We start from the raw sequence: 14,470 nt of genomic DNA on the forward strand, positions 1-14,470 counted from the left end.
TTCATCGGCTGGTGGCTTTCCTGGGGAAACATCAGTCATAAATGCGCGGAGTAGCCAACCGTCTCTCAAACGTAGTCGTTTGAGAGCGGTGGTGCTGACCGCCGCTACATAAAAACAAAGCCAGGGCGTAACTCAATGAGTGCAAGCAATCCAACCTTGATCACGTTCGTGATCTACATCGCAGCTATGGTGCTGATCGGCTTCATGGCCTATCGCTCTACCAACAACCTTTCTGACTACATCCTCGGTGGCCGCAGCCTGGGTAGCGTGGTGACCGCGCTTTCCGCCGGTGCTTCCGACATGAGCGGCTGGTTGCTGATGGGCCTGCCGGGCGCCATTTACATGTCCGGCCTGTCCGAGAGCTGGATCGCCATCGGCCTGATCGTCGGTGCCTACCTGAACTGGCTGTTCGTCGCCGGTCGTCTGCGAGTACAAACCGAACACAACGGCGATGCATTGACGCTGCCGGACTATTTCTCCAGCCGCTTCGAGGACAAGAGCGGGCTGCTGCGGATCATCTCCGCGATCGTGATCCTGGTGTTCTTCACCATTTACTGCGCTTCCGGCATCGTTGCCGGTGCCCGTCTGTTCGAAAGCACCTTCGGCATGCCTTACGAGACCGCCCTGTGGGCCGGTGCCGCGGCGACCATCGCCTACACCTTCGTCGGTGGTTTCCTGGCAGTGAGCTGGACCGACACCGTACAAGCCACCCTGATGATCTTCGCCCTGCTGCTGACGCCGATCATCGTGCTGCTGGCCACCGGTGGCGTCGACACCACCTTCCTGGCGATCGAAGCCCAGGACCCAAGCAACTTCGACATGCTGAAAAACACCACCTTCATTGGCATCATCTCGCTGATGGGCTGGGGCCTGGGCTACTTCGGCCAGCCGCACATCCTGGCACGCTTCATGGCCGCGGATTCGGTCAAGTCGATCGCCAACGCCCGTCGTATCTCCATGACCTGGATGATCCTGTGCCTGGGCGGCACCGTGGCCGTGGGCTTCTTCGGTATCGCCTACTTCTCGGCGCACCCGGAAGTGGCCGGTCCCGTGACCGAGAACCACGAGCGGGTGTTCATTGAGTTGGCCAAGATCCTGTTCAACCCATGGATCGCCGGTGTGCTGCTGTCGGCCATCCTGGCGGCGGTGATGAGCACCCTGAGCTGTCAGTTGCTGGTGTGTTCCAGTGCCCTGACCGAAGACTTCTACAAGGCCTTCCTGCGTAAACATGCTTCCCAGCTGGAGCTGGTATGGGTCGGTCGCGCCATGGTGCTGCTGGTTGCCCTGGTCGCCATCGCCATGGCCGCCAACCCGGAAAACCGCGTGCTGGGCCTGGTCAGCTACGCCTGGGCCGGTTTCGGCGCAGCCTTCGGTCCTGTGGTGCTGATCTCGGTACTGTGGAAAGGCATGACCCGCGACGGCGCGCTGGCCGGCATCATCGTCGGCGCCGTGACCGTGATCCTGTGGAAGCACTTCAATGTGCTGGGCCTGTACGAAATCATCCCGGGCTTCATCTTCGCCAGCCTGGCCATCCTGCTGGTGAGCAAGATGAGCGCGCCGAGCGCCGGCATGGTCCAGCGTTTCGAGGCAGCCGAGAAAGACTACAAGCTCAACCACTGATCGGGAGCCGCTGAGGCGCTAACCCTGCAGTGATTCGAAAAGCCCGCATTCCCTGGGATGCGGGCTTTTTTATGGGCGTGCCTGCGCCGTGGAAGCTCCCGACACGACCTGACGCCGGCCGTGGCACAGGGTAAACTTCGCCCCCTGCGCAGGAGCAACCATGAACTATCGTCACGCCTTCCACGCCGGCAACCACGCCGACGTCTTCAAACACCTGACCCTGACCCGCCTCATCGCCCTGATGTCGCGCAAGGAGCAGCCGTTCGCCTACCTCGACAGTCATGCCGGCATCGGCCTGTACGACCTCCAGGGCGATCAGGCCAACCGCACCGGCGAGTACCTGGAAGGCATCGCGCGCCTGTGGGGCGAGCAGGACCTGCCAGCGCTGACCGCCGACTACATGGCGGTGCTGCACAAGATGAACCCCGATGGCGAACTGCGTTATTACCCGGGCTCGCCCGAGCTGGCGCGGCGCCTGACCCGTTCCCAGGACCGGGTGCTGCTCAACGAGAAGCATCCGGAAGACGGGTTGCTGCTCAAGGAAAACATGAAGGGCGATCGCCGGGTGGCGGTCCACCTGGGCGAGGGCTGGCATGTGGCGCGGGCGCTGCTGCCGGTGGCCGAGAAGCGCGCGGTGATGCTGATCGACCCGCCGTTCGAACAGCTCGACGAGATGCAGCGTTGCGCCGCGTCGTTGAAAGAAGCCATCGGCCGGATGCGCCAGACCGTGGCGGCCATCTGGTACCCGGTCAAGGATCAGCGGGCGCTGCGCCGCTTCTACCAGGACCTGGCCGGTACCGGCGCGCCGAAGCTGCTGCGTGTGGAACTGCTGGTGCATCCGCTGGATACGCCCAACAGCTTGAACGGCTCGGGCCTGGCGATTGCCAACCCGCCGTGGGGGCTGGAAGAGGAGTTGCGCGAGCTGTTGCCGTGGCTGGCGCAGAAACTGGGCCAGACCCAGGGTGGCTGGCAGATGGATTGGCTGATCGCCGAATAATGTGAGGTGTAGCCGCTGCCGAGGCCCGAGGCTGCGATGGGCAGCGAAGCGGCCCCCGAGGGCGCTCCTGCGGACCGCATCGCAGCCTCGTGCCTCGTCAGCGGCTACGGGTCAGATCGGGCAGGTCACGCCTGTGCCGCCGATCCCGCAGTAGCCTTCCGGGTTCTTCGCCAGGTATTGCTGATGGTAGGCCTCGGCGTAGTAGAAGGTCGGGGCTTCTTCGATTTCCGTGGTGATGGCGCCCAGCCCGGCCTTGGTCAGCTCGGCCTGGAACACTTTTTCGCTGGCCTTGGCCTGCTCCAGCTGGGTCGGGTTGGTGGCATAGATCACCGAGCGGTACTGGGTGCCGATGTCGTTGCCCTGGCGCATGCCCTGGGTCGGGTTGTGCAGTTCCCAGAACATCGCCAGCAGTTCCTGATAGCTGACTTTCTCCGGCTCGTAGACCACCAGCACCACTTCGCTATGGCCGGTCAGGCCCGAGCAGACTTCTTCGTAGGTCGGGTTCGGGGTAAAGCCGCCGGCGTAGCCCACCGACGTGCTGAACACGCCCTCGCGCTGCCAGAACTTGCGTTCCGCGCCCCAGAAGCAACCCAGGCCGAAGATGGCGAATTCCACGTTGCCCGGGAACGGGCCCAGCAGCGGGTTGCCGTTGACGAAGTGTTCGGCTGGCACGGTCATCGGGGTTTCGCGGCCAGGCAGGGCTTGTTCTTTGGTAGGTAGCACGTTTTTGTTCACCAGAATTTCCGAGCGCAGAACCATGATCAGTCCTCTCAGTCAGGGTGGGATTGAGTAATTAACCAGACACGCAGTTTGCCCGAGTGTTACAGCGCTGTCAGGCGATTGGGCCGCGCGGATAACGTTTGAGCTTGTCGATCAGCTCCGAGCCGGGGATCGGCCGGTCGAACAGGTAGCCCTGGCCGACATCGCAGCGGTGGCGACGCAGGAAGGACAGCTGCTCCGCGGTTTCGATGCCCTCGGCCACCACCTGGATCTTCAGGTTGTGGGCCATGGCGATCACCGCCGAGGTGATTTCCATGTCGTCCTGGTTGGCGGGGATTTCATGGATGAAGCTGCGATCGATCTTGATGATGTCGATCGGGAATTTCTTCAAGTAGCTCAGCGACGAATAGCCGGTGCCGAAGTCGTCCATGGCCAGGGTCAGGCCGAGCTTTTTCAGCTGGTCGAGTTGCTGGTGGGTGTCTTCGGTGGCTTCCAGCAGCAGACCTTCGGTCAGTTCCAGCTCCAGCAGCGAGGCGGGCAGCTGTTCTTCCTTGAGGATGCTGGCGATGGAGGCCACCAGGTCCGGGTCGGAAAACTGCTTGGGCGACAGGTTGATCGCTACCTGCAGATTGCCCAGGCCAGCGGCGGTGAGCTGCTTGCTCATGCGACAGGCCTGGCGCGCGATCCATTTGCCGATCGGGATGATCAGGCCGGTCTCTTCGGCGACGCTGATGAACTGGTCCGGGCGGATCATGCCCTTTTCCGGATGGTTCCAGCGCAGCAGCGCCTCCAGGCCCAGCAGGCGTCCGCTGCGCAGGCACAGCTTGGGCTGGTAGAACACGTCCAGCTCGTTCTGGGTCAGGGCGCGGCGCAGGTTGTTTTCCACGAACAGCTTGTAGCTGGCTTCGGCGTTCAGGGCCTCGGTAAATACCTGCACCTGATGTTTGCCGTTGGCCTTGGCCTTGTGCAGCGCCAGGCCGGCGTTGCGCATCAGGGTCTGCGGGTCGCGGCCGTGCAGCGGTGCGCAGGCCAGTCCCACGGAGCCGGTGACGCTGATGAGTTGGTTGTCGACGAACATCGGCTTGTCGAGGGTCATCAGCAACTGGCTGGCGATCTGTTGGCCGGCCTCCAGGTCGGTGTCGTCCAGCAGCACGGCGAACTCGTTACTGGCGAAGCGCGCCAGGCTGCCGCTCGGGCTCAGGCTGTTGCGCAGGCGCCGGGCCAGGCTGATCAGCAGCTTGTCGCCGGTCTGGTGGCCGAGGCTGTCGTTGATCCGCTTGAAATTGTCGATGTCCACCAGCAGCAAGCTGATGGGGCTGTCGCTGTCGCGGGCGAAGCGTTCGTCGAGGTTGCGGATGAAGGCGGGGCGGTTGCCCAGGTTGGTCAGGTTGTCGGTGTAGGCCAGGCGCTCGATGCGTTGCTGGGCCAGCTTGGTCTGGGTGATGTCTTCGTAGATGCCGATGTAGTGGGTCAGTTCGCGGTTGTCGCCATAGACCTTGGAGATCGACAGCTGGCCCCAGTACGGCTCCAGGTTCTTGCGCCGGCTCTTGAACTCGCCCTGCCAGCTGTTGCTCTTGGCCAGGCTGGAGGGCGCGTCGAACAGCAGTTCGCTGAGGTTCTCCAGCGCCGGCAGTTCCGCCAGCCGATGGCCGTGGACTTCCTCGGTGCTGTACTGGGTGATCGCAGTGAAGCTCGGGTTGACGTACTCCACCACGCCGTCGCAATTGACCAGCAGAAAGGCATTGGCGCTTTGCTCGACCGCACGTTGGAACAGGTGCAGGGCGCTAGTGGCGGTACGGCGGTTGTGGTTGTTGATGACCTGGGCGAACTGGTCGGCCAGCTCGCCGGCAAAGGCGATTTCATCGGATTGCCAGGCGCGGGTGTTGCCCACTTGTTCCAGGCACAGCACGCCGACCACCTGGCCGTCGATGCGGATACTGGCGTCGAGCATGGCGTTGATATTGCGCGGGCGCAGGCTCTCGGCCATTTCCCGGGTGCGCGGGTCACGCATGGCATTGTGCGCATCGATGGCCCGGCTGGTGTGCAGGGCTTCGAGGTAGTCGGGGAAGTCGCTGGCGTCGATCGTCTCCGGCAGGATGTATTCCTGCAGGTCGCGGTGATAGGCGCAGATGGGCACCAGCGACTGGCCTTCCAGGTTCCAGATGCTGGCACAGTCGATTTCGTAGATGTCGCAGGCGCTGCGGGTGATCAGCTCGGCGGCTTCCAGCAGGGAGTTGTTGGCGCTGTAGCGCTGGCGGGCCAGGAGCAGGATCAGGTCTTGCTGGGCGCGCACCCGTTCGAGGTGCTGGAGTTGTTCCTGCTGGGCACGCTGATTGAGTTCCAGGGCGATTTGCAGGCGACTGTTCTGGGTTTCCAGGTCGGGCGCGGAGAGCGGCTGATCGTTCTCGAGCAGGCCGTCGACCACCAGGAAATAGCCACGCAGCAGGTGTCGATTGTGCTGTTTGTAGGCTTCGCCGAGTTCCAGCAGGCTGAGTGAGCCCTTGGCGGTGTGCAGGGTGTAGCGAATCAGGTAATGCGGGCTGTGGGTCAGTTGCTGCTGGATCGCATCGTGCAGCTGATAACGGGCTTCCGGTTCCATCAGGCTGGCATAGGGCGAGCCGACCAGGGCACAGAGCTCGACGGCGGGCAGGCCGAATTGGCGTTCACAGTTCGGGTCGAGAAACAGCAGGGCCCAGCTCGCTTCATTCAGCCGTTCGAAACGCAGCATGCCGAGCCGCGAGGGCACGGGCAACTGCGTCACTACCTCGGCCACCATACGGCTGGCGGCATCGGGTTGGCTTTTCATGGGGAAACTCGCTTGGTAAATGCTGATCGCGCCGGGCTCGCGCCCTCTTTACTGTTGCCTGCGGCAAGGTTGCATCATGCGGCACTGACTGACAAGTGAGATGAAGGCTAAGTGCTATAAGAATCTATCGGCAGAACGGAAGATTTCTGAAAGCTAATCTTTCCTAGTGTTTTACCGGGCTTTGGCGGCTGGTTACAGCGATTTTTCGGCAAAAAAAAGCCCCGCCAAATCGACGGGGTTGAGGTACGAGCGTGGCGCTCGAAAAGGGTGCAACGGCCGGCTTCCCCATGACAGGGAAGCCGGCCGAGTCTTACAGCAGGATGGTGCGGATATCCGCCAGCAGATCGCTCAGACGCTTGGTGAAGCGTGCAGCAGCGGCGCCGTTGATCACGCGGTGATCGTAGGACAGCGACAGCGGCAGCATCAGCTTCGGCTGGAAGGCTTTGCCGTCCCAGACTGGCTGGATGGTGGCCTTGGAAACGCCGAGGATCGCCACTTCCGGTGCGTTGACGATCGGCGTGAAGCCGGTGCCGCCAATGTGACCGAGGCTGGAGATGGTGAAGCAGGCGCCCTGCATGTCGTCCGCCGAGAGCTTCTTGGTCCGGGCTTTTTCAGCCAGGGAAGCGGCTTCGGCAGCCAGTTGCAGCAGGCTCTTCTGATCGACGTTCTTGATGACCGGTACCAGCAGGCCATCCGGGGTGTCGACCGCGAAGCCGATGTTTACGTACTTCTTGCGGATGATCGCTTTGCCGCTAGGCGCCAGCGAACTGTTGAAGTCCGGCAGTTCCTTGAGCAGGTGCGCGCAGGATTTCAGCAGCAGCGGCAGGATGGTCAGCTTGACGCCGGCCTTCTCTGCAACGGCTTTCTGGGCGATCCGGAAGGCTTCCAGCTCGGTGATGTCGGCCGAGTCGAACTGGGTGACGTGGGGCACGTTCAGCCAGCTGCGATGCAGGTTCGATGCGCCAGCCTGCATCAGGCGGGTCATCGGCACTTCTTCGATCTCGCCGAAGCGGCTGAAGTCCACCACCGGAATCGGTGGGATGCCTGCGCCACCGGTTGCGCCGCCAGCAGCTGGCGCTTCCTTGGCCTTTTGCATCATCGCTTTGACGTAAACCTGCACGTCTTCCTTGAGGATGCGACCGTGCGGACCGCTGGCGCCAACAGCGCTCAGCTCGACGCCGAACTCACGGGCCAGTTGACGCACTGCAGGGCCTGCGTGAACTTTGGCGCCAGGCTTGGCAGGTGCAGCGGCCGGGGCGGCAGCAGGTGCAGCAGCAGTCGGAGCAGCAGCGGCAGGTGCCGGAGCGCTTGGCGCCGCCGCGGCAGCAGCAGGTGCTGCGCCTTTGACTTTCAGCTTGAGGATCAGGTCGCCGGTACCGACTTCGTCGTCCAGCTTGATCGCAACGCTTTCCACGATGCCGGCGGCAGGCGATGGGATTTCCATGCTGGCCTTGTCGGACTCGAGGGTGATCAGCGACTGGTCGGCTTCAACGCTGTCGCCAGCCTTGACCAGCACTTCGATGATCTTGGCCTTGCCGGCCGAACCGATATCCGGGACGTGGATGTCCTGGACGCTGTCGGCCACTGGGGCGGCAGGTGCGGCAGCAGCTGGTGCCGGAGCAGCAGCGGCCGGAGCGGCAGCCTGGGCAGGCGCAGCGGCGGTAGGGGCAGCGCCCGCCACTTTCAGGGCCAGGATCAGGTCGCCAGTGCCGACTTCATCGTTGAGCTTGACGCTGATGCTCTCGACCACGCCAGCGGCTGGCGATGGGATTTCCATGCTGGCCTTGTCGGATTCGAGGGTGATCAGCGACTGGTCGGCTTCGACGGTGTCGCCGACCTTGACCTGGATCTCGATGATCTGGGCCTTGCCCGACGAGCCGATATCCGGCACGTGGACTTGCTGGGTCGAAGCGGCGGCAGGCGCCGCAGCAGGAGCGGCAGGCGCCGGCGCTGCAGCTGGTTTTTCCGCGGCCTTGGCAGCCGGAGCGGCGGCCGCTGGCGCCACGGCAGCGGCACCCTCGACTTCCAGTTCCAGCAGCTCGTCGCCTTCTTTCAGGCGATCGCCCAGCTTCACTTTCAGGCTTTTGATGACGCCGGCTTTGGGTGCCGGAACTTCCATGCTCGCCTTGTCCGATTCCAGCGTCAGGATGCTCTGGTCGGCTTCGATACGGTCGCCGACCTTCACAAACAGTTCGATTACTTCACCTTCACCGCTGCCGATGTCAGGTACGCGAATGAGTTCGCTCACAAAAAATCTCCTCAGCAGTCCAGTGGGTTGCGTTTTTCCGGGTTGATACCGAACTTGGTGATGGCCTCGGCCACGACCTTAGGTTCGATGTCACCACGGTCAGCCAAGGCTTCCAGGGCTGCCAACACCACGAAATGACGGTCGACTTCGAAGAAGTGACGCAGCTTCTTGCGGCTGTCACTGCGGCCGAAACCGTCGGTGCCCAGGACTTTGAATTCCTTGGACGGGACCCACTGACGAATCTGTTCGGCGAACAGCTTCATGTAGTCGGTAGAGGCGATGACCGGGCCCTTGCGGCCGCTCAAGCACTCTTCGACATAGCTCAGCTTAGGCTTCTGGCCCGGGTGCAGACGGTTGCTGCGCTCGACTGCCAGGCCATCGCGACGCAGTTCGTTGAAGCTGGTAACGCTCCAGACGTCCGCGCCCACGTTGAATTCTTCACGCAGGATCTTCGCCGCTTCACGGACTTCGCGCAGGATAGTGCCGGAGCCCATCAGCTGTACGTGGTGCGCCGCTTCGCGGGTGTCTTCCTCGAGCAGGTACATGCCCTTGATGATGCCTTCCTCGACACCGGCCGGCATGGCTGGCTGCTGGTAGGACTCGTTCATCACGGTGATGTAGTAGAAGACGTCCTGTTGCTCTTCGGTCATCTTCTTCATGCCGTCCTGGATGATCACCGCCAGCTCGTAGCCATAGGTCGGATCGAAGGTGCGGCAGTTCGGGATGGTGCCCGCCAGCATGTGGCTGTGACCGTCTTCGTGCTGCAGGCCTTCACCGTTGAGGGTGGTACGGCCGGCGGTACCGCCGATCAGGAAGCCACGGGTACGGCTGTCGCCAGCGGCCCAGGCCAGGTCGCCGATACGCTGGAAGCCGAACATCGAATAGAAGATGTAGAACGGCAGCATCGGCTGGTTGTGGCTGGAGTACGAGGTACCGGCTGCAATGAAGGAGCTCATGGCGCCCGCTTCGTTGATGCCTTCCTCGAGGATCTGGCCCTTCTTGTCTTCGCGGTAGAACATCACCTGGTCTTTATCGACTGGCTCGTAGAGCTGGCCGACGGACGAGTAGATGCCCAATTGACGGAACATGCCTTCCATACCGAAGGTGCGGGCTTCGTCGGGGATGATCGGCACGATGCGCTGGCCGATTTCCTTGTCCTTGACCAGCTGCGCGAGGATCCGCACGAAGGCCATGGTGGTGGAGATTTCGCGGTCGCCCGAACCGTCGAGGATGGCCTTGAGGGTATCCAGTGGCGGGGTCGGGATGTTGAAGCTCTTGGCGCGACGCTGAGGCACGAAACCGCCCAGCGCGGCACGACGCTCGCTCAGGTAACGGGCTTCGGCACTGCCTTCTTCCGGTTTGAAGAACGGCAGGTTTTCGATCTCTTCGTCCTTGACCGGAATGTCGAAGCGGTCGCGGAACAACTTCAGGCTGTCGACATCGACTTTCTTGGTGTTGTGCGCGGTGTTCTTCGCTTCGCCGGCGCCGGTGCCATAACCCTTGATGGTCTTGGCCAGGATGACGGTCGGTTGCTCTTTGTGGTTGACCGCCTCGTGGTAGGCCGCATAGACCTTGTACGGGTCGTGGCCGCCACGGTTGAGTTTCCAGATTTCGTCGTCGGACAGGTCTTCGACCATCGCCTTGAGTTCTGGCGTGTTGAAGAAATGCTCACGCACGAAGGCGCCGTCTTTGGCCTTGTAGTTCTGGTACTCGCCGTCGATGACTTCGTCCATGCGGCGTTGCAGGATGCCGTCGGTGTCCTTGGCCAGCAGTGGGTCCCAGAAACGGCCCCAGATGACCTTGTTCACATTCCACTGGGCGCCACGGAACACGCCTTCGAGTTCCTGGATGATCTTGCCGTTGCCGCGAACCGGGCCGTCGAGGCGCTGCAGGTTGCAGTTGATGACGAAGATCAGGTTGTCCAGCTTCTCGCGGCCGGCCAGGGAGATCGCGCCCAGGGATTCCGGCTCGTCGCACTCGCCGTCGCCCATGAAGCACCAGACTTTCTGCTTGCCCGGCTGGATGAAACCGCGGGCTTCCAGGTACTTCATGAAGCGCGCCTGGTAGATCGCCTGGATCGGCCCCAGACCCATGGAGACGGTCGGGAACTGCCAGAAATCAGGCATCAGCCATGGGTGCGGGTAGGAGGACAGGCCGTTGCCATCCACTTCCTGACGGAAGTTGTTCATCTGGTCTTCGCTGATGCGGCCTTCCATGAAAGCGCGAGCGTAGACGCCAGGGGAGGCGTGGCCCTGGAAGTAGATCAGGTCGCCGCCATGTTCTTCGGTTGGCGCCTGGAAGAAGTAGTTGAAGCCGATGTCATACAGCGTCGCACTGGAAGCGAAGCTGGAGATGTGACCGCCCAGGTCAGAATCTTTCAGGTTCGTACGCATGACCATGGCCAACGCGTTCCAACGTACCAGCGAGCGAATGCGGCGTTCCATGAACAGGTCGCCAGGCATGCGTGCTTCGTGGGTGACGGGAATCGTGTTGCGGTACGGCGTGGTGATGGCGTAGGGCAGTTGCGAGCCGCTGCGGGTCGCGAGTTCGCCCATACGGGTCATCAGGTAGTGAGCACGGTCTTCGCCTTCTTTGTCGAGAACCGATTCCAGGGCGTCCAGCCATTCCTGGGTTTCGACGGGATCGAGGTCTTGCATGGCTTGCTCCAGGGCGGAAAGGCTTCCAGAATCGGTTGCCTGAGTTTGCGACTGGCCTTGTGGGCAGACGATAAAATTCTTGGATTGCCGGAGGTTGATACGGCGGCGTGTAGTTTTACTACAAATCGTCGGCCATTTCAGCCTTTCGAATGTATAGACGAGTAGTAAAACTACAGAAGATTGGCTTGTGGCCTCCTGCTGCGTTGTGAGAATAATCGTTACTGTTGGTCGATTTCCAACACCAATGGGTAAGAATTTGATGCTGGCTGCCAAAATAATAAAAAATACAGCTATTTCTAACTTTTGTTCGACAGTCCTTCAAGGGCCGCGCCCGCAGAATTTGCCCCGACCGCCCCTTTCTACGCCGATCAAGGATAGCCCATGAGCCTGCCCGCGCTTGCCGAACTCCCAGCGACTCTCCTGCCTTTTGTCAGCCGTGCGGAGCAGTCGTTCCGTAGTGCCGTGTCGACCCTGGACGACGATCACGGGCTCGCCGCCTGGACCCCCGAGCGCTGGGCCGAGTTCGCCCGGGTGAGCGCCGCCAGCGACTTTTTCATTGAACAGAGCCTTCGTGACCCTTTGATGTTGCTGGAGCTGGTGCGCGGCGGTGAGCTCGACCGCGGCTTCGGCCCGGGCGAGCTATGCGCGCAGATCGCCGCGGCGGTGCAGCAGGCCACCAGCGAAGACGAGCTGGGGCGGGTGCTGCGGCGTCAGCGCAATCGTCATCAGGTGCGGATCATCTGGCGCGACCTGACACGCCAGGCGGATCTGGTGCAGACCTGTCGCGACCTCTCGGACATGGCCGACGCCTGCATCGACCAGGCCTATCAATGGTTGTACCAGCGCCACTGCGAGCAGTTCGGTGTTCCCACCGGCCGGCGCAGCGGCGAGCCGCAGCAGATGGTCATCCTCGGCATGGGCAAGCTGGGCGCCGTCGAGCTGAACCTGTCGTCCGACATCGACCTGATCTTCGCCTACCCCGAAGGCGGGGAGACCGTGGGCGTGAAGCGTGCGCTGGATAACCAGGAGTTTTTCATCCGCCTGGGGCAGCGCCTGATCAAGGCGCTGGACCCGATGACCGTCGACGGTTTCGTGTTCCGCGTCGACATGCGCCTGCGGCCCTACGGTTCGGCGGGCGCCCTGGTGCTGAGCTTCAATGCGCTGGAGCAGTACTACCAGGATCAGGGCCGCGACTGGGAGCGCTACGCGATGATCAAGGCGCGGGTGGTGGCGGGTGACCAGATCGCCGGCGCGCAGTTGCTCGACATGCTGCGGCCCTTTGTCTATCGGCGTTACCTGGACTTCTCGGCGATCGAAGCGCTGCGCACCATGAAGCAGCTGATCCAGCAGGAAGTGCGGCGCAAGGGCATGGCCGACAATATCAAGCTGGGCTCCGGCGGGATTCGTGAAGTCGAGTTCATCGCCCAGGCTTTCCAGCTGATCCACGGCGGGCGCGACCTGAGCCTGCAGCAGCGTCCTCTATTAAAGGTGCTGACCACCCTGGAGGGGCAGGGTTACCTGCCGCCCGCGGTGATCGCCGAGCTGCGTGAAGGTTACGAATTCCTGCGTTACACCGAACATGCGATCCAGGCGATCGCCGACCGGCAGACGCAGATGCTGCCGGACAATCCACAGGACCAGGCGCGTATTGCCTTCATGCTGGGTTTTGCCGACTGGGCGGCGTTCCATGAGCGGCTGATGTATTGGCGCGGTCGGGTGGAATGGCACTTCCGTCAGGTGATCGCCGATCCGGATGAAGACGAAGGCAGCGAATGCGAAGTGGTGGTTGGCGGTGAATGGCTGCCGCTCTGGGAAGAAGCCCAAGACGAAGAAGCCGCCTGCCGGCAGTTGCAGGAGGGTGGTTTCAATGACGCACCCAAGGCACTTAGGGCGCTGGCCGGCCTGCGTGGCAGCCCGCAATTGCGAGCCATGCAGCGTTTGGGGCGCGAACGCCTCGATGCCTTTATTCCCCGCCTGCTGGCCCAGGCGGTGGAACATGCTAATCCGGACCTGGTGCTGGAGCGGGTGTTGCCGCTGGTCGAGGCGGTGGCGCGGCGTTCTGCCTACCTGGTGCTGCTCACCGAGAATCCCGGGGCCTTGCGCCGCCTGCTGACCCTGTGTGCCGCCAGCCCGTGGATCGCCGAGCAGATCACTCGCTTCCCGCTGCTGCTCGATGAGTTGCTCAACGAAGGCCGGCTGTTCAAGCCGCCACTGGCGCCGGAACTGGCCGCCGAGTTGCGCGAACGCCTGACGCGTATTCCCGAGGACGACCTGGAGCAGCAGATGGAGGCGCTGCGCCACTTCAAGCTGGCTCACCGCCTGCGGGTGGCGGCCTCGGAAATCGCCGGCAGCCTGCCGTTGATGAAGGTCAGCGATTACCTGACCTGGCTGGCCGAGGCGATCCTCGAGCAGGTGCTGGCCCTGGCCTGGCGCCAGACCGTGGCCAAATACGGCGCTCCGCAGCGCACCGATGGCAGCTTGTGCGATCCCGGCTTCATTATTGTCGGTTACGGGAAAGTCGGCGGCCTGGAACTCGGGCATGGTTCCGACCTGGACCTGGTGTTTATCCATGACGGCGATCCGCAGGCGGAAACCGATGGGCCGAAACCGATCGACGGCGCGCAGTTCTTCACCCGCCTGGGCCAGCGGATCATTCACCTGCTGACCACCCAGACCAACTCCGGCCAGCTGTACGAAGTGGACATGCGTCTGCGGCCGTCCGGGGCGTCGGGCTTGCTGGTGAGTTCGTTGGGGGCTTTCGCCCGTTATCAGGAGAACGAGGCCTGGACCTGGGAGCATCAGGCGCTGGTGCGCGCCCGGGTGCTGGTGGGTAGCCAGGATGTCGGCCAGGCCTTCGAGAAAGTGCGGGCGGCGGTGTTGGGTCGTGCCCGTGACCTGCCCAAGTTGCAGCAGGAGGTCAGCGAGATGCGGGCCAAGATGCGCGACAATCTGGGGACCAGGGCGACGGCTGCCGGAACCGCGGCAAATGCCTTCGAGGCCACGGCGCCGTTCGACCTCAAGCAGGACGCCGGAGGTATCGTCGACATCGAATTTATGGTGCAATACGCGGCCCTGGCGTGGTCGCAAGAGCACCCGTCATTGCTGCGCTACACCGACAATATCCGCATTCTGGAAGGTCTGGAGGAAGTCGGGCTGATGCCCGCGACCGACGCCAGTCTGTTGCGTGAGGTCTATAAGGCCTACCGCTCCGCGGCTCACCGCCAGGCCTTGCAGAACGAGGCCGGGGTCATCGCCGGCGACCAGTTCGCCAGCGAGCGACGGGAGGTATTGCGGATTTGGCGCGAGCTGGGGCTAAGCTAGGCAGCGTGCGCTGCGTTGCCACAAATGTATCCGGCGAGCCAGGTTGCGGCTCGTCCACAATGAGCTGGCGGTGAATGCCGCAGGGCTGGATTCTCGAGGCG

Annotated in this window: 7 protein-coding genes; 3 read left to right on the plus strand and 4 right to left on the minus strand. The window is 62.6% G+C overall.

The features are described from left to right. Positions 1-135 precede the first annotated feature (135 nt). The gene (gene putP, locus PMI20_RS05800) at positions 136-1,620 is read left to right on the plus strand and encodes a sodium/proline symporter PutP (protein ID WP_007926806.1); all 1,485 of its coding nucleotides are present in this window, start codon (positions 136-138) and stop codon (positions 1,618-1,620) included. A gap of 160 nt (positions 1,621-1,780) precedes the next feature. Then, the gene (locus PMI20_RS05805) at positions 1,781-2,617 is read left to right on the plus strand and encodes a 23S rRNA (adenine(2030)-N(6))-methyltransferase RlmJ (RefSeq protein WP_007926805.1); all 837 of its coding nucleotides are present in this window, start codon (positions 1,781-1,783) and stop codon (positions 2,615-2,617) included. 111 nt (positions 2,618-2,728) lie between these two features. Here the strand turns inward: PMI20_RS05805 and msrA are convergent, their stop codons facing one another. The 4 genes from msrA to aceE form a co-directional block, all read right to left on the minus strand. Then, a complete protein-coding gene (gene msrA / locus PMI20_RS05810) occupies positions 2,729-3,376 on the minus strand; it encodes a peptide-methionine (S)-S-oxide reductase MsrA (RefSeq protein ID WP_007926804.1) in 648 nt (215 codons plus the stop codon). A gap of 73 nt (positions 3,377-3,449) precedes the next feature. Further along, positions 3,450-6,143 (minus strand): putative bifunctional diguanylate cyclase/phosphodiesterase, encoded by a 2,694-nt coding sequence (locus tag PMI20_RS05815; protein ID WP_007926803.1) that lies wholly within the window; start codon positions 6,141-6,143, stop codon positions 3,450-3,452. 310 nt (positions 6,144-6,453) lie between these two features. Further along, positions 6,454-8,391, minus strand: a complete 1,938-nt coding sequence (aceF, locus tag PMI20_RS05820; protein WP_007926802.1) for a dihydrolipoyllysine-residue acetyltransferase — start codon at positions 8,389-8,391, stop codon at positions 6,454-6,456. Positions 8,392-8,402: 11 nt separating this feature from the next. Continuing rightward, the gene (aceE, locus tag PMI20_RS05825) at positions 8,403-11,048 is read right to left on the minus strand and encodes a pyruvate dehydrogenase (acetyl-transferring), homodimeric type (RefSeq protein WP_007926801.1); all 2,646 of its coding nucleotides are present in this window, start codon (positions 11,046-11,048) and stop codon (positions 8,403-8,405) included. A 381-nt stretch (positions 11,049-11,429) separates the two neighbouring features. Between aceE and glnE the strand changes: the two genes are divergently transcribed. Beyond that, entirely contained in the window at positions 11,430-14,369 is a 2,940-nt protein-coding gene (glnE, locus tag PMI20_RS05830) for a bifunctional [glutamate--ammonia ligase]-adenylyl-L-tyrosine phosphorylase/[glutamate--ammonia-ligase] adenylyltransferase (protein ID WP_007926800.1), read from the plus strand. Positions 14,370-14,470 lie beyond the last annotated feature (101 nt).

Origin of the sequence: Pseudomonas sp. GM17 (genome assembly GCF_000282175.2) — a bacterium.
In the GTDB taxonomy this organism is placed as follows: domain Bacteria; phylum Pseudomonadota; class Gammaproteobacteria; order Pseudomonadales; family Pseudomonadaceae; genus Aquipseudomonas; species Aquipseudomonas chlororaphis.